Raw genomic sequence first — 15,300 nt, forward strand, 5'->3', positions numbered from 1 at the left:
CCATCAGTCCAACGGGCGCCCGCCGTTTTACGGTCAGATGCCCCGCCGACCGGCTCCCCCAACTCCGCGCGCTGTCGCGCAACGTATTTTTCTGCACGAATCGATCCTATGCGTTTCTCCTCCTCTGGCCGCACGTCATTCCCGTCACTCGCTTCTTTCATTCCCGCTTCGCTCAATCGCGCCGTCGCCGTCGGCCTCGTGCTGCCGGCCACGCTCGTCGCCAGCACCGCGTTCGCGCAGGTGCCGCCGCCGGGCGTCAACGCGCGCTCGTGGGTGCTCGTCGACGCGACCAGCAACCAGGTGCTCGCGTCCGCCAATGCCGACGAGCGTGTCGAGCCGGCGTCGCTGACCAAGCTGATGACCGCGTATCTCGTGTTCGAGGCGCTCGACACGAAGAAGATCACGATGGATCAGAGCATCGAGCCGAGCGAAGCCGTGCGGCGCGTGCGCAACGACGAATCGCGCATGTTCATCGAGGCGCTCAAGCCGGTGACCGTGCACGACCTCGTGTACGGCATGATCGTGCAGTCGGGCAACGACGCGGCAATTGCGCTCGCCGAACTGGTGGGCGGCAGCGAGGCGCAGTTCGTCGACATGATGAACAAGGAGGCGCAAAAGCTCGGCATGACGCACACGCATTTCGCCGACGTGAACGGCATGCCCGACCCGCAGCACTACACGACCGCGGGCGATCTCGCGATCCTGTCGGCCCGCCTGATTCGCGACTATCCCGAGTACTACAACATCTTCTCGGTCAAGGAATTCACGTACAACAAGATCAAGCAGCCGAACCGCAACCGTCTGCTGTGGATCGACCCGACCGTCGACGGTCTGAAGACCGGTCACACGCAAGCGGCCGGCTACTGCCTGATCGCGAGCGCGAAGCGTCCGCTGCCGGGCACGACCGACGCGTCGCGCCGTCTCGTCTCGGTGATGATGGGCGAGACCAAGGAGCACGACCGCGTGCAGGACAGCCTGAAGATGCTGAACTACGGCTACACCGCCTACGACACGACGCGTCTGTACAAGGCGAACCAGGTCGTGGCCACGCCGCGCGTCTACAAGGGTTCGCAGGACAGCGTGCAGGTTGGCGTGAAAAGCGACCAGTACATCACGCTGCCGAAGGGCGCCGCCGACAAGGCGAAGCCGCAGATCGAACTCAACGATCCGCTCGTCGCGCCGATCGCCAACGGCCAGCAGATCGGCACCGCCAAGCTCGTCGCCGACGGCAAGGTGCTCGCGCAATTCCCGGTGGTCGCGCTGCAGCCGGTGCAGCAAGCCGGTGTGGTGGGCCGCGTGTGGGATTCGCTGATGCTGATGTTCAACAAGAAAAAGTAAGGGCTACGTCGCAATGACCGTTGTCTCCGAGGTTTCGCCGGACCCGATCGTTCATCTGAACGGCGACCTGGTGCCGTTGTCCGAAGCGCGCGTGCCGGTGCTCGACCGCGGCTTCATTTTCGGCGACGGCATTTACGAAGTGGCGCCGTTGTACGCGCACGCGAGCGGACGGCGCACCGCGTTTCGTCTGAAGCAGCATCTGGCGCGTCTCGCGCGCTCGGTCGGCAAGATCGGCATCGCCAATCCGCTCGACGACGCTGGCTGGCGCGCGCTGATCGGACGCGTGGCCGAGGCCAACGAAACGGACGGCGGCTTGCGTGCCGATCAGGACGCGATCGCATACATCCAGGTCACGCGTGGCGTCGCGAAGCGCGCTCACGCATTTCCGGCCGGCGTGAAGCCGACCGTGTTCGTGATGGTCACCGCGCTGAACCTGCCCGCCGCCGCGCAGCGCGCAAGCGGTGTCCCGTGCGTGAGCGCCGAGGATCGTCGCTGGCTCAATTGCGACATCAAGTCGGTGTCGCTGCTCGGCAACGTGCTGATGGCGCAATACGCGGCCGAAAACGACGCCTTTGAGACGCTGCAGTTCCGCGATGGTTTGCTGACCGAAGGGTCGTCGTCGAACGTGTGGATCGTGAAGGATGGCGTGCTGGCCGCGCCGCCGCGCAGCAACAGGATTCTCGAAGGGATCCGCTATGGGCTCATCGAGGAGCTGACGGCCGAATGCGGTATCCGCTTCGAAGCGCGCGACATCACCGAAGCTGAAGTGCGCGCGGCCGATGAAATCATCGTCAGCTCGGCGACCAGGGAAGTGCTGCCGGTCACGCGGCTCGATGACGCGCCGGTCGGCGCGGGCCGCCCGGGCGCGGTGTTTGGGCAGCTGTATGCGGCGTATCAGCGAGCCAAGGCGGCTGAAGCCGCTGCGGCGGAAGAAGGAGTAGAGAATGAATCCCGAGAACGACTCACTGTTTGAATTCCCCTGCGATTTCCCGATCAAGATCATGGGCAAATCGCACCCCGAGTTTGCCGCGACGATCGTCGAAGTGGTGCGCGTGTTCGATAGCGAGGTCGATGCGTCGCGCGTCGAGACGCGGCCGTCGAGCAGCGGCACCTACACGGGGCTGACCGTCCACGTGCGGGCGACGAGCCGCGCGCATCTCGACGACATCTATCGCGCGCTGACCGGCCATCCGATGGTCAAGGTCGTGCTGTAACACCGCGCGGTTTTTCAACTTACGGCGCGACGCGCAACGCGTCCGCCGTCACTCCCTGCGCCGCCAGGCGCGCGCTTGCCGCGGGACCCGCCTCGCAGGCGAGATCGAACAGCAGCCTGAAGCGCGCCACCTCGTCGAACAACCAGTCGCGAAACGCCTTGACCCGCGCGGTCCCCAGCATCTGCGGCAGGCAGACCAAATAGTATTGCCACGGGCTCGGCCCATCCACATCAAAGAGCCGCACGAGCCGGCCCGCCGCGATTTCGTGCATCGCGAGCGAGCGGCGCGTCAGCGCGACCCCCTGGCCGTCGACGGCCGCCTGCAACAGATTCGACGAATCCTGATACAGCACGCCGCGCTTCGGCTCCGGCCAGTCGGTGAGGCCGGCGGCGTCGAACCATGGGCGCCATAGCTCGTCGTCGGAGCGCAGCAGCGGGACTTTGGCGAGATCGGCCGGGGTTTGCGGCAGCTTGCCGCCGTTGAAGTTGGGCGAGCAGGCGGGGAAGAAAATCTCGTCGAGCAGCAGCTCGGCGTGCAGCCCCGGATATTTGCCGAAGCCGAAACGGATCGCGACGTCGACGTCGTCGCGCGCGAAGTCCGTCAGCGCATTGGTGGTCAGCAACTCGAGATCCCACTGCGGATTTGCCTCGATAAAGCTGCCGATGCGCGGCGTCACCCAGCGTGCCGCGAACGACGACAGCATCGATATCACGAGGCGCCGCTCGCGGTCGCCGGCACGGATCGCGCGAGTCGCGTCGGCGAGCTCCATCAACGCGGCGCGCACCTGGGTGGCGTAGCGACGGCCGGTTTCGGTGAGGCGCACGCGCTTGCCGTCGCGCGCGAACAGCGACACGCCGAGCTCGGCCTCGAGCGCGCGGATCTGGTGGCTGACCGCGCCGTGCGTGACGAACAGCTCGTCGGCGGCGCGCGAAAAGCTTTCGTGGCGGGCGGCGGCTTCGAACGCCTTGATCGCGTTCAGGGCGGGGAGTTGACGCAGGTCCATCGCAATATTTCTCACATAGACGTGAAAATTGATCGTTTTGCCCAAGTCCTTGCTGCACCTAGGATTCTAGTCATGAAACGATTTTTGGCGAGGGCTTCATGCGAGAAATTTCCTCTAGCATTGCATATGAAATCCGCACTGGCGACACGCTGCCGCTGAAGGTCGCGCGCAGCACGAAGTTGCGCGTGCATGGCGGCGCAGTGTGGGTCACGCGCAGCGACGACACGAAGGACTACTGGCTGCAGCCTGGGCAGACGCTGCATCTGCGGCGCGGCGAGCGGCTCTGGCTCAGCGCCGAGGGCGCCACGTTTGCGAAGGTCACGTTCTCGGTGCCGACGCGCTGCGACGAGCGCGCGCTGAACTGGCTCGCTCGCATCGGCGAGCGCTGGATGATGCGTGTGCGCGGCGGCTGGCGCACCGTTTGACGGTGGCGCGGCGCAAAAGCCGTGCATGACGCCGGGGCCGGCAGGGTACCGGCCCCGGCTGTGCAGGTTCCCGGTGGCCGCGGGCGCGGTTTCCGAGATTTCGGTAAACTCCCGGAATCATGTGCGCCACCCCGGTCTCTCCGTCTCCTCTACCTGCCATCGAGCCGCCCATGCTGCGCTGGCTCGGCCGCGAACCCTACGAAGCCAGTTTCGACGCGATGCGCGCCTTCACCGACGCACGCACCGCCGACACCGCCGACGAAATCTGGCTCGTCGAACATCCGCCCGTCTTCACGCTCGGCCAGGCCGGCGATCCGGCGCACCTGCTCACGGCAGACAGCAACATTCCGCTCGTCAAGGTCGACCGCGGCGGGCAGATCACGTATCACGGGCCCGGCCAGGTGGTCGCCTATCTGCTGCTCGACCTGCGCCGGCGCAAGCTGATGGTGCGCGAGCTGGTCACCCGGATCGAGCAGGCCGTGATCGACACCCTCGCGGCGTATAATCTCGCCGGAGAACGCAAGGCGGGCGCCCCCGGCATCTACGTGGCGCCTGGGCCCGACGCCGGGCTCCATGCCGGCGCCAAGATCGCGGCGCTTGGCCTGAAAATCCGCAACGGCTGCAGCTATCACGGCGTGAGTCTGAACGTGAACATGGACCTGCGGCCGTTTCTCGCGATCAATCCATGCGGCTACGCGGGGCTCGAAACAGTCGACATGGCGACGCTCGGCATCGCCGCCGGCTGGGACGACGTGGCCCGTACCCTCGCAGCAAGTCTCACCGCAAACCTCGACGGCAATCCCGCGGCCGTCGCCCAACCGCAGGCCGGTGCGCTCACCGCCTGACTGGATCGAACGAATGACTGACGTAACCGCGAATTCCGCAGCAGCCACCCCCGCGCCCGAAGGCGTGCCGGCCCCCGCCGCCTACGACGCTACCGCGAAGCAGAAAGCGCAAGCCAAGACCGCGCGCATCCCGATCAAGGTCGTTCCGATCGAAAAGCTGAAGAAACCGGACTGGATCCGCGTCAAGGCGGCCACCGGCAATTCGCGCTTCTACGAGATCAAACAGATCCTGCGCGAGCACAATCTTCACACGGTGTGTGAAGAGGCGAGCTGCCCGAACATCGGCGAATGTTTCGGCAAGGGCACCGCGACCTTCATGATCATGGGCGACAAGTGCACGCGCCGCTGCCCGTTCTGCGACGTCGGCCACGGCCGTCCCGATCCGCTCGACGCCGACGAACCGGCCAACCTCGCGCGCACCATCGCTGCGCTGAAGTTGAAGTACGTGGTGATCACCAGCGTCGACCGTGATGATCTGCGCGACGGTGGCGCGGCGCACTTCGTCGAATGTATCCGTCAGACGCGCGAGTTGTCGCCGCAAACGCGTATCGAAATCCTGACGCCGGACTTCCGTGGCCGCCTCGACCGTGCGCTCGGCATCCTGAATGCGGCGCCGCCCGACGTGATGAACCACAACCTCGAAACGGTGCCGCGTCTGTACAAGGAAGCGCGCCCGGGGTCGGATTACGCGCATTCGCTGAAGCTGCTGAAGGACTTCAAGGCGCTGCATCCCCACGTCGCGACCAAGTCCGGCCTGATGGTCGGCCTCGGCGAAAACGAAGAGGAAATCCTGCAGGTAATGCGCGATCTGCGCGAGCACGACGTCGACATGCTGACGATCGGCCAGTACCTGCAGCCGTCGGAGCACCATCTGCCGGTCCGCGCTTACGTGCATCCGGACACCTTCAAGATGTACGAGGAAGAGGCGTACAAGATGGGCTTCACGCACGCCGCGGTGGGCGCGATGGTTCGTTCGAGCTATCACGCCGACGTGCAGGCGCATGGAGCCGGCGTGGTCTGACGCGCTCGCGCCTCGCCGCTGTTGCCTCGCTTCGCGCCCGCAGAAACGAAAAGCCCGCCGATGTGCGGGCTTTTTTCATAGACCGCTCTTCTATCAGCAAGGAAACGACACGTGGCAACCCCGATGGATCGCGGGACCTCCGCACAATGGCCTTATCCGCGGCTGATCGCGCACCGCTGCGGCGGTACGCTCGCGCCGGAAAACACCTTGGCCGGTTTCGACGCCTGCGTGCGCTATGGCTATCGCATGGTCGAATTCGACGCGAAGCTGTCCGCCGACAACGCGCTGTTCCTGCTGCATGACGACACGCTCGATCGCACGACCAACGGCCACGGGCCGGCGGCCACGCACACATGGCAGCAACTCGCCGCTCTGGATGCCGGCGCGTGGCGCGGCGCGGAGTTCGCCGGCACGCGGCTGCCGACGCTGGCCGACGCGGCCGAGCGTTGCGCGCGCGACGGCATCGCGGCGAACATCGAGATCAAGCCGTGTCCGGGCCGCGAAGTCATCACCGGCGCACTGGTCGCCCGGGGCGCGCTCGAGCTTTGGCAAGGACAGACGCCGCCGCTGGTGTCGTCGTTTTCGTTCGACGCGCTCGCCGCCGCGCGCGATGCCGCGCCGTCGCTGCCGCGCGGCATGCTGTTCGAGCGGGTGCCGGCGGACTGGCTGCGCATCGCGCGCGAACTCGACTGCGTCTCGCTGCACGCGAGTCACCGCTATCTGAGCGAACCGCTGGTCGCGCAGATCCGCGCGGCCGGGCTGCGCGTGCTCGCCTACACGGTGAACGATCCGGCGCGCGCGCGGTTGCTCGAAGAATGGGGCGTCGACATGATCTGCACGGACCGGATCGATCTGTTGACGTGACGTTGCGCTCGCAAGCTCTGCACAAACCCCTGCGGGTTTCCCCGCAAACGCGCGCGCACCGAATTCCGGATTCCCCGACGGCGCTGGTCCGGATTTCCGGAAACCCGGACGGCGCGCGCCGAGCTGTGCAGGAAAACCCATAAAAATCAAGGCTTCCAGTCTGAAATCAAACTGGCATCGACCTTGCGAAAGAAAGCGCGTGGCCGCCACGGCCCGACAAAAAAGCAAGGAGACAAAATGTCCGATTTCCCTTCCCGGTATTTCTGAATTCGTCGTCTTTGCAGCGGTCCGCCAACGTGTGCCCGCGCGACGACGTTTCGTTCGCGTGTCGCGCCTCGCGGCGGGTCATCAGCTCATATCCCTCGCAGGAACCATCGTGAAGAAACCTATCCATAAAGTGCTGTACGTCCAGGTGATCGTGGCGATCATCATCGGCATCGTACTCGGGCATTTCTACCCGAACCTCGCCATCGACATGAAGCCGCTCGGCGATGGCTTCATCAAGTTGATCAAGATGGTGATCGGGCCGATCATCTTCTGCACGGTCGTGACGGGCATCGCCGGCATGGAGGACATGAAGAAGGTTGGACGCGTCGGCGGCAAGGCGCTGTTGTACTTCGAAATCGTCTCGACCTTCGCGCTGGTGCTCGGCCTCGCCGCCACGCACCTGCTGCGACCCGGCGCCGGCTTCAACGTCGATCCGGCCTCGCTCGACGGCCGCGCGGTTGCGTCGTATGCCGCGAAGGCGCACGGCCAGTCGACGGTCGACTTCTTCATGCACATCATTCCGGACACGCTGTTGTCGGCGTTCGCGCAGGGTGAGATCCTGCAGATCCTGCTGATCGCGCTGCTGTTCGGCGCCGTGCTCGCGACGGCCGGTGAGAAGGGCAAGCCGGTGACCAACTTCATCGAAGGGCTCTCGCACATCCTGTTCGGCATGGTGCGCATCATCACGAAGCTCGCGCCGATCGGCGCGTTCGGCGCGATGGCCTTCACGATCGGCAAGTACGGCATCGGCTCGCTGCTGCCGATGCTCAAGCTGGTCGGCACGTTCTATCTGACCTCGATCGTGTTCGTGGTGGTCGTGCTCGGCGCGATCGCGCGGGCGGTGGGCTTCAACATCCTGCGTTTCGTCGCATACATCAAGGAAGAGATGCTGATCGTGCTCGGCACGAGCTCGTCCGAAGCCGCGTTGCCGCAGCTGATGCTGAAACTCGAAAAGCTCGGCTGCTCGCGCTCGGTGGTGGGCCTCGTGGTGCCGACCGGCTACTCGTTCAACCTCGACGGCACCAACATCTACATGACGATGGCGGTGCTGTTCATCGCTCAGGCGACCAACACCGACCTCACGTGGGGCCAGCAGCTGACGCTGCTCGCGGTGACGATGCTGACCTCGAAGGGTGCGAGCGGCGTGACCGGCGCGGGCTTCATCACGCTCGCGGCGACGCTGGCCGTGGTGCCGACGATTCCGCTGTCGGGCATGGTGCTGATCCTTGGCATCGACCGGTTCATGAGCGAGTGCCGCGCGCTGACGAACATCGTCGGCAACGGTGTCGCGACGGTCGTCGTGTCGGCCTGGGAAAAGGAGCTCGATCGCAGCAAGCTGAACAAGGTGCTGCGCGGCGAGGTGGCGGTCAAAGAGCCGGCCGGCGTTTGAGTCGCGCCTCGCCAACCCTGTCGTGACCAGCGCGGACGCTTAAGCATGAAACCGGCGTCCGCGCGACCTTCCGAGGCGTCTGCCGGCGACGCCTTGCCGCCCTATGCCACAATGTCCGATGCACATCGATCGGACTTTGCCAAGGTGACCCGCCGCCTGCTGATTCTCTTCGCGCTCGCAGCCGGGCTCGCGGCGGCATGCTGGCTCACCTACAACCTTGCGTGGAAAAGCGGTGTCGACACGCTGCGGCGCAACGCCGCCGTGCGCGCCGAGCGCACCGCGAGCGCGCTCAAGAGCACGCTCGAACGCTACGAATCGCTGCCGTATCTGCTCGCCGAGCATCCGATCGTGCAGGACGTGCTGATCGATCCGAATCCCGCCAACGTCAAGCGCGCGAATCTCTATCTCGAAGACTTGAACCGCCACGCGCGCGCGACGGTCACCTACATCATTTCGCTCGACGGCTACTGCATCGCCGCCAGCAACTGGCGCGGGCCGGGCAGCTTCGTCGGCGCGGGCTATCAGTTCCGGCCGTATTTCGTCGATGCGATGAAAGGCGGCGTCGGCCGCTTCTTCGGCATCGGCACGATTTCGCAGGCGCCCGGCTACTACATCTCGCAGCCGGTGCGGCGCGACGGCAAGATCGTCGGTGTGGCGGTCGTCAAGCTCGATCTCGAATGGTTTCAGGGCGTGGACGCGTCCGAGCCGCTCGTCGTCACCGACGATCATGGCGTGATCTTCCTGTCGTCGGTGCCGGCATGGAAGTACCACACGATTCGGCCGCTGCCCGGCCAGATCGCCAATTCGATCTACCAGGCTCGCCAGTACGCGCAGCAGCCGATCGAGCCGCTACCGGTGACGGTCGAGCGCATGCTCGAAGGCAATGCGCAGATCCTGCGTATCGGCGGCGGGCGCTCCGCGCCGCGCTTCCTCGCGTCGCGTCACGCCATGGGCGAGCCGGACTGGCATCTGATCACGATGTCGCCGGTCGATCCGGTCGATGCCGACGCGCGCAAGGCGACCATCGTCACCGGCTTCGGCTATGTGTCGCTGGTGCTGCTCGCGTTCTACTGGCGCATGCGGCGCGCGCGTGTGCGCGAAATGATGCGCAGCCGCGCGCTGCTGCAGAAGGCCTATGCCGAGCTGAACCAGCGCGTCGCCGAGCGCACCGCCGATCTGTCCGAGGCGAACGAGCAGTTGCACAAGGAAGTCGCCGAGCGTACACGCGCCGAGCAGGAACTGCGCGCCGCGCAAGACGAACTGATCCAGGCGAGCAAGCTGGCCGCGCTCGGTCAGATGGCGGCCGGCATCACGCACGAGCTGAACCAACCGCTCGCCGCGCTGCGCAGTTTTTCCGATAACACGCGCGTGCTGCTCGAACGCGGCGATCAGGCATCGGCGCGCGAGAATCTCGAAGCGATCGCGGCGCTCACCGAGCGCATGGGCAAGATCACGAACCAGCTGAAGCTGTTCGTCGGCCGCGCGCGGCCGCGCAGCGCGCGCGCGTCGATCGTGCGGGCCCTGCGCAACGTCGTCGCGCTGCTGCAAAAGCGCCTGCAGGGCGTCGAACTCGAGTTCGTGCTGATCGATATCGCGGCCGACACCGACACCGACGCCGCCGCTGCGGCAGGCAGCGCGCGTACGCCGCTGAATCTCGCCGACGATCATCCGGAGCTGGTCGCGAATTGCGACGATCTGCGGCTCGAACAGGTGCTGATCAACCTGCTCGGCAACGCGCTCGACGCAACCGCCGGCATGAACCCGCCGCGTATCACGGTCGAGGTGGAGGCCGGCGTCGCAAACCTGTCGATCGCGGTCGGCGACAACGGCCCCGGCATTCCCGACGACGTGTTGCCGCACCTGTTCGAACCGTTTTTCACGACGAAGGAAATGGGCCAGGGGCTCGGCCTTGGCCTCGCGATTTCATCGTCGATCGCGCGCGATTGCGGCGGCTCGCTCGTCGCGCGCAACGCGCCGCACGGTGGCGCATCATTCGTGTTGACGCTGCGTCGCGCGCGTGTGCAGACCAGCCCCTCGCAGGATTCGCTGACCGCGGGCTCCTGATTTCACCCCGAAGCATCACCCGGAACACGCAATGAACGACGGCCTGCAAGTGCTGTATATCGAAGACGACGAACTGGTGCGCCGCGCGAGCGTGCAGAGCCTGCAACTGGCGGGCTTCGACGTGGTCGGCCATGCGTCGGTCGAGGCCGCGGCGAAGCTGATCAGCGCGGACTTCTCCGGCGTGATCGTCAGCGATATCCGGCTGCCCGGCGCGAGCGGTCTCGACCTGCTCGCGCAGTGCCACGAGCGCGCGCCCGACGTGCCGGTGATTCTGGTCACCGGCCACGGCGATATCTCGATGGCCGTGCAGGCGATGCGCGACGGCGCCTACGACTTCATCGAAAAGCCGTTCGCGTCCGAGCGGCTGATCGAAACCGTGCGGCGCGCGCTGGAGCGCCGCAAGCTCGTGCTCGAAAACCTCGCGCTGCGCCGTGAGCTGGCCGGGCAGAACGCGGTCGCGCCGCGCATCATCGGCCGCAGTCCGGCGATCGAGCAGGTGCGGCGGCTGATCGCCAACGTCGCGCCGACCGATGCGTCCGTCCTGATCAACGGTGATACCGGCGCGGGCAAGGAGCTGATCGCGCGCAGCCTGCACGAGCTGTCGCCGCGGCGTGACAAGCCGTTCATCGCGGTGAACTGCGGCGCGCTGCCCGAGCCGATGTTCGAATCGGAGATGTTCGGCTACGAGCCGGGCGCGTTCACCGGCGCGGCCAAACGGCGGATCGGCAAGCTCGAACATGCGTCGGGCGGCACGCTGTTTCTCGACGAGATCGAGAGCATGCCGCTCGCGCTGCAGGTCAAGCTGCTGCGCGTGCTGCAGGACGGCGTGCTGGAACGGCTCGGCTCGAATCAGCCGATTCGCGTCAATTGCCGCGTGGTCGCGGCTGCAAAAGGCGACATGGCCGAGCACGTCGCGGATGGCTCGTTCCGGCGCGATCTGCTGTACCGGCTCAACGTGGTGACGATCGCGCTGCCGCCTTTGAGCGAGCGTCGCGAGGACATCGTGCCGCTGTTCGAGCATTTCCTGCTGGATGCTGCCGTCCGTTATCAGCGGCCGGCGCCGATGCTCACCGATCGCCAACGTGCGAGTCTGATGCAGCGAGACTGGCCGGGCAACGTGCGCGAGCTGCGTAATGCCGCCGACCGCTTCGTGCTCGGCATCGCCGACGAACCAGTGCTGTCGTTCGGCGAAGACGGCGGGGCCACCCATCCGCTGAAGGAGCGTGTCGAGCAGTTCGAGCGCGCGATGATCGCCGAGGCGTTGGAGCAGGCGGGCGGCGTGGTCGCGGTCGCGGCGGACCGGCTGCAGCTCGGCAAGGCGACGCTCTACGAGAAGATCAAGCGATATGGCCTTGCGGCCAAAGGGGAAGGGGAGCGGTGAGGAGGCGGACGCCGGCGGCGGGAGGTTGCGCCGGCGCGTGGGGATCTGGTTGCGCCGGCTTAAGCCGCGCCAGCCTTCAGCGCTTTCGCGAGCAACTGGTCGAGTTCCGCGAACTGCGGCTCGCCGACATAGCGCTTCAGGATCTTGCCGTCTTTATCGACGACGAAGGTGGTCGGCGTGAGCTGCACGTTGCCGAACCGCTTGGCGGCCGAGCCGTCGTCCATCGCGACCTTGAACGGCAGCTGACGCGTTTGCGTGTAATTGGTCACGTACATCGGCGCGTCGTAGTTCATTGCCACCGCGACGAATTCGAGGCCCTGGCCCTTGAAGCGGTTATAGGTCTCGACCATCTGCGGCATTTCCTTCATGCAGGTGTCGCAACTCGTTGCCCAGAAGTTGACCAGATAAACCTTGCCTTTGAGGTCCGCAGTCGTGAGCTTCTGTCCCGATAGCAGCGTGAAGGTCGCATCGGGTACGCGCTGCTGGCCGGCAAACGCGAAGTAACCGGCGACGGCGAGCGCAATGGCCACGGCCACCGCAATCAGATAGCGAAGCGGGTTCGTGCGCCGGACGGCGGTCGGTGAATTGGAACTCATGGACGGAACCTCGTGAGTCGCGCGCGGCGCGGAACAATGGGGCGGTGTGGTGGCCCGCGGGCCGGTACTGAACAACTTTTCTATTCTAGCTCCAATGGGTTCGGCTGCGCCGAAATGGCGGGACGGCTGCGCTCCGCGTCGGCCCGGCAGTCGATCAGCGGATAATGGCGCTTTACGCTCCGAGAAGCCCGCTCTTCCGTCCCATGCTCCGAACCGTTCTTCGCGTCTGCTCTTTAGTTGCCCGCGTTTCTTGCCGTTTTCCGTTGATCAGCCGATTGTCCGCCCGCCGTGCGGGCGTCTTCCAACCGGCGGGCCTATTTCTCCGCGCATTCACGCGATCCGGTCACGCTCGAACCGTGATCGGCGCGGCGACGGCCGCGTTGGCGCTCGGCGTCGCGCTCAGCGCCTGCTCACCGACCTTCGACTGGCGCACCGTGACGAACAACGACAAGGGCTACACGGTCGACTTCCCAGCCAAGCCGGGCAACGATCAGCGCGCGGTGCAGATCGGCGGCACACCGATGCAGATGGCAATGCAGACCGCCGAAGCGGGCAATGCGGTCTTTGCGGTCGGCACCGTGATGCTGCCCGACGACAGCGACGCGACCCAGCGTGCCGCGCTCGATTTCCTGCGCGCGGGACTGGCGCGCAATGTCGGCGCGACGCCCGATGCTCACCCAGCGCAAATCCCGCTGGCGGCGGGCGGCAAGATACCGGGGCTGGAAATGACGGTGAGCGGCGCGGCGGGCGCCAAACACGAGACGCGCACGGTGTATGCGCGGCTCGTCGCGCGCGGCCGGCACGTGTACCAGGCGGCGATCATCGCCGATCAACCGTTGCCGCAAGACCAGGTCGACCAGTTTTTTTCGTCGTTCCAGCTGTACTAAATGCGGTATTTTTGGCCGGTCGGGCGCACCTCAGAGTGCCGAACGCAGTGAAAGTTCCTTCGCAGGTTTGTACGCTAATTGCCGGTTTACGTTGAGATTTTTGAGTTGCGCGCACAGCCTGTGGATAACTCTGTTGAGAAGTCGGCCTCAATGGCCGCAAAAGCCCATCAGGCGGGCCTTCCGGCAAAATCCACAGGCGTAGGGAATTTAGAAAAATACAATGAAATCAATTGCTTGGCGAGATGCTCGTCTGCGCGCTTTTGAGTTGTATCAAAATCTAACAGGATCGCGCGTGTGTGAATAAGTCAAGTCTTGACAGTCGTTTTTTCTCCTCATAACGAGCCAAAAGCGCGGCGGTATTGGATTGCCTCGGCGACCTGCGCGGCGCTCGGCATCGCCGTGCCAGCCAGGTCCGCGACGGTGCGCGCGACCTTCAACACCCGGTAGTACGCCCGCGCCGACCAGCCAAAGCGCTCGCCGGCTTCGCGCAGCAGCGCCTCGCCCGCTGCGTCCGGGCGGCATACATCGTCGACTTCGCGTCCGTCCAGCTCGCGGTTGGTTTTGCCTTGCCGGGCCAGTTGCCGCTCGCGCGCAGCGCTCACGCGCTGTGCGATCGCCACGCTTGCTTCGCCGGTGGTGGCGGCGCGTGCCGCGAGTTCGGTGGCGGTCAGTGCTGGAATTTCGAGCTGGATGTCGATGCGGTCGAGCAGCGGTCCCGACAATTTCCGCAAATAGCGCGCCGCAACTTCAGGCGTACAGCGGCAGCGCCCGCCCGGATCGCCGCGCCAGCCGCACGGGCACGGGTTCATTGCGGCGATCAGTTGGCAGGCGGCGGGGAAATCCGCTTGCCAGGCGGCGCGCGAGATCGTGATGCGGCCAGCTTCGAGCGGCTCGCGCAGCGTTTCGAGTACCACGCGATCGAATTCGGGAAGCTCGTCCAGAAAGAGCACGCCCAGATGCGCGAGCGTGATCTCGCCAGGCTGCGGCGGATTGCGCCCGCCGACCAGCGCGGCCGCGCTCGACGAATGGTGCGGCGCGCGAAACGGCCGCTGGCGCCACTGCGACGGCTTGAAGCCGATGCGGCTCGCGGACAGTAGCGCGGCGGAGGCGAGCGCTTCGTTGTCGGTCATGGGCGGCAGCAAACTGGGCAGGCGTGCCGCGAGCATCGACTTGCCGGCGCCGGGCGGTCCGATCAGCAGCACGTGATGGCCGCCGGCCGCCGCGACTTCGAGGGCGCGCCGAGCGGCGCGCTGGCCAATCACGTCGGCCATGTCCGGCGCCGGGGCAGCGGCGTGCTCGTTGAGCTCGGGCGCGGCGACAGGACTAAGACGCGCGTCCGGCGAGCCTGCGAGATGCGCGCATAGCGACGGCAGATCGGCGGCGCCGAACACGTCGACGCCGGGCACGAGCGCCGCTTCCGCCGCGCTCGCGGCCGGCAGGTAAAGCTGTGGGGTATGGAAGGCCGGTGCGGCTAGTTGATCGAGGAGGGCGGGCAACGCAGAACGCGCTTCAGATGAAGCGTCAGCGTCGCCGGCGTTCGCCAGCGCGCCGCGCGCGGTGCCGCAGGCCATCGCGAACGCGCCGCGCATCGGCCGCAGCGCGCCGGTCAGCGACAGCTCGCCGGCAAACTCGCGATGGAGCAGCGATGCGGCGGGAATCTGCCCGCTTGCGGCGAGGATGCCGAGCGCGATCGGCAGATCGAAACGACCGGATTCTTTCGGTAGATCGGCCGGCGCGAGGTTGACGGTGATGCGGCGGACTGGAAAATCGAAACCGCAGTTCTGGAGCGCCGCGCGCACGCGTTCACGGCTCTCGCGCACTTCCAGGTCGGGCAGGCCGACGATCGAAAAGGACGGCAGTCCATTGGCAAGGTGAACCTCGACGGTCACTTCGGGCGCACGGCCAGCGGCCGGCGCGCGGCTGCGCACCACGGCAAGCGACATATTCTCTCCCGTCGGACGGCGCGCTCACATCGCGCGCAAATCCCCTAAAACGCTGATGACGT

At 65.9% G+C, this 15,300-nt stretch carries 14 protein-coding genes; 11 read left to right on the top strand and 3 right to left on the bottom strand.

Annotation, left to right across the window (positions count from 1 at the left end; genetic code table 11):
- Positions 1–108: 108 nt before the first annotated feature.
- The 3 genes from OKW29_RS37010 to OKW29_RS37020 are packed head-to-tail and all read left to right on the top strand — an operon-like array spanning position 109 to position 2,552.
- A complete protein-coding gene (locus tag OKW29_RS37010) occupies positions 109–1,338 on the top strand; it encodes a D-alanyl-D-alanine carboxypeptidase family protein (RefSeq protein WP_429294422.1) in 1,230 nt (409 codons plus the stop codon).
- 13 nt (positions 1,339–1,351) lie between these two features.
- Positions 1,352–2,311, top strand: a complete 960-nt coding sequence (locus tag OKW29_RS37015; RefSeq protein WP_429294423.1) for a D-amino acid aminotransferase — start codon at positions 1,352–1,354, stop codon at positions 2,309–2,311.
- Entirely contained in the window at positions 2,283–2,552 is a 270-nt protein-coding gene (locus tag OKW29_RS37020; RefSeq protein WP_129960330.1) for a DUF493 family protein, read from the top strand. Before OKW29_RS37015 ends, OKW29_RS37020 begins: the two co-directional genes overlap by 29 nt.
- A 19-nt stretch (positions 2,553–2,571) precedes the next feature.
- Here OKW29_RS37020 and OKW29_RS37025 read toward each other — a convergent pair whose 3' ends face one another.
- On the bottom strand, positions 2,572–3,555 hold the full coding sequence (locus OKW29_RS37025; RefSeq protein WP_184068593.1) for a transcriptional regulator GcvA: 984 nt from the start codon (positions 3,553–3,555) through the stop codon (positions 2,572–2,574).
- Between the two features lie 98 nt (positions 3,556–3,653).
- Here OKW29_RS37025 and OKW29_RS37030 point away from each other — a divergent pair, with 98 nt between their 5' ends.
- From OKW29_RS37030 to OKW29_RS37060, 7 genes are all read left to right on the top strand, one after another.
- Positions 3,654–3,980 carry a DUF2917 domain-containing protein gene (locus OKW29_RS37030; RefSeq protein WP_184002639.1) on the top strand — a complete coding sequence of 109 codons (327 nt, stop codon included), beginning with the start codon at positions 3,654–3,656 and terminating at the stop codon, positions 3,978–3,980.
- Positions 3,981–4,099: 119 nt separating this feature from the next.
- The gene (lipB, locus tag OKW29_RS37035) at positions 4,100–4,825 is read left to right on the top strand and encodes a lipoyl(octanoyl) transferase LipB (protein ID WP_429294424.1); all 726 of its coding nucleotides are present in this window, start codon (positions 4,100–4,102) and stop codon (positions 4,823–4,825) included.
- A 13-nt stretch (positions 4,826–4,838) separates the two neighbouring features.
- The gene (lipA, locus tag OKW29_RS37040; protein ID WP_429294425.1) at positions 4,839–5,846 is read left to right on the top strand and encodes a lipoyl synthase; all 1,008 of its coding nucleotides are present in this window, start codon (positions 4,839–4,841) and stop codon (positions 5,844–5,846) included.
- 111 nt (positions 5,847–5,957) lie between these two features.
- Positions 5,958–6,710 (top strand): glycerophosphodiester phosphodiesterase, encoded by a 753-nt coding sequence (gene ugpQ, locus OKW29_RS37045; protein WP_429294426.1) that lies wholly within the window; start codon positions 5,958–5,960, stop codon positions 6,708–6,710.
- A 376-nt stretch (positions 6,711–7,086) separates the two neighbouring features.
- A complete protein-coding gene (locus OKW29_RS37050; protein ID WP_184068582.1) occupies positions 7,087–8,367 on the top strand; it encodes a dicarboxylate/amino acid:cation symporter in 1,281 nt (426 codons plus the stop codon).
- A 45-nt stretch (positions 8,368–8,412) separates the two neighbouring features.
- A complete protein-coding gene (locus OKW29_RS37055) occupies positions 8,413–10,431 on the top strand; it encodes a sensor histidine kinase (RefSeq protein WP_429294427.1) in 2,019 nt (672 codons plus the stop codon).
- 31 nt (positions 10,432–10,462) lie between these two features.
- The gene (locus OKW29_RS37060; protein ID WP_018419283.1) at positions 10,463–11,812 is read left to right on the top strand and encodes a sigma-54-dependent transcriptional regulator; all 1,350 of its coding nucleotides are present in this window, start codon (positions 10,463–10,465) and stop codon (positions 11,810–11,812) included.
- Positions 11,813–11,871: 59 nt separating this feature from the next.
- On the opposite strand, the gene OKW29_RS37065 is transcribed toward OKW29_RS37060, so the two are convergent.
- Positions 11,872–12,408 carry a TlpA disulfide reductase family protein gene (locus OKW29_RS37065; RefSeq protein ID WP_184026536.1) on the bottom strand — a complete coding sequence of 179 codons (537 nt, stop codon included), beginning with the start codon at positions 12,406–12,408 and terminating at the stop codon, positions 11,872–11,874.
- A 203-nt stretch (positions 12,409–12,611) separates the two neighbouring features.
- On the opposite strand from OKW29_RS37065, the gene OKW29_RS37070 reads away from it, so the two are divergent.
- A complete protein-coding gene (locus tag OKW29_RS37070; protein ID WP_429294428.1) occupies positions 12,612–13,295 on the top strand; it encodes a hypothetical protein in 684 nt (227 codons plus the stop codon).
- A gap of 332 nt (positions 13,296–13,627) precedes the next feature.
- Here OKW29_RS37070 and OKW29_RS37075 read toward each other — a convergent pair whose 3' ends face one another.
- A complete protein-coding gene (locus tag OKW29_RS37075) occupies positions 13,628–15,238 on the bottom strand; it encodes a YifB family Mg chelatase-like AAA ATPase (RefSeq protein ID WP_429294429.1) in 1,611 nt (536 codons plus the stop codon).
- Positions 15,239–15,300 lie beyond the last annotated feature (62 nt).

Origin of the sequence: Paraburkholderia sp. CI3 (assembly GCF_050436505.1) — a bacterium.
GTDB classification, from domain to species: domain Bacteria; phylum Pseudomonadota; class Gammaproteobacteria; order Burkholderiales; family Burkholderiaceae; genus Paraburkholderia; species Paraburkholderia tuberum.

Excerpts from the sequence above, each read along its gene's own strand:
- OKW29_RS37010 (WP_429294422.1), top strand. The coding sequence starts at position 109 with ATGCGTTTCTCCTCCTCTGGCCGCACGTCATTCCCGTCACTCGCTTCT.
- OKW29_RS37015 (WP_429294423.1), top strand. The coding sequence starts at position 1,352 with ATGACCGTTGTCTCCGAGGTTTCGCCGGACCCGATCGTTCATCTGAAC.
- OKW29_RS37020 (WP_129960330.1), top strand. The coding sequence starts at position 2,283 with ATGAATCCCGAGAACGACTCACTGTTTGAATTCCCCTGCGATTTCCCG.
- OKW29_RS37025 (WP_184068593.1), bottom strand. The coding sequence starts at position 3,555 with ATGGACCTGCGTCAACTCCCCGCCCTGAACGCGATCAAGGCGTTCGAA.
- OKW29_RS37030 (WP_184002639.1), top strand. The coding sequence starts at position 3,654 with ATGCGAGAAATTTCCTCTAGCATTGCATATGAAATCCGCACTGGCGAC.
- lipB (WP_429294424.1), top strand. The coding sequence starts at position 4,100 with ATGTGCGCCACCCCGGTCTCTCCGTCTCCTCTACCTGCCATCGAGCCG.
- lipA (WP_429294425.1), top strand. The coding sequence starts at position 4,839 with ATGACTGACGTAACCGCGAATTCCGCAGCAGCCACCCCCGCGCCCGAA.
- OKW29_RS37055 (WP_429294427.1), top strand. The coding sequence starts at position 8,413 with ATGAAACCGGCGTCCGCGCGACCTTCCGAGGCGTCTGCCGGCGACGCC.
- OKW29_RS37060 (WP_018419283.1), top strand. The coding sequence starts at position 10,463 with ATGAACGACGGCCTGCAAGTGCTGTATATCGAAGACGACGAACTGGTG.
- OKW29_RS37065 (WP_184026536.1), bottom strand. The coding sequence starts at position 12,408 with ATGAGTTCCAATTCACCGACCGCCGTCCGGCGCACGAACCCGCTTCGC.
- OKW29_RS37070 (WP_429294428.1), top strand. The coding sequence starts at position 12,612 with ATGCTCCGAACCGTTCTTCGCGTCTGCTCTTTAGTTGCCCGCGTTTCT.
- OKW29_RS37075 (WP_429294429.1), bottom strand. The coding sequence starts at position 15,238 with ATGTCGCTTGCCGTGGTGCGCAGCCGCGCGCCGGCCGCTGGCCGTGCG.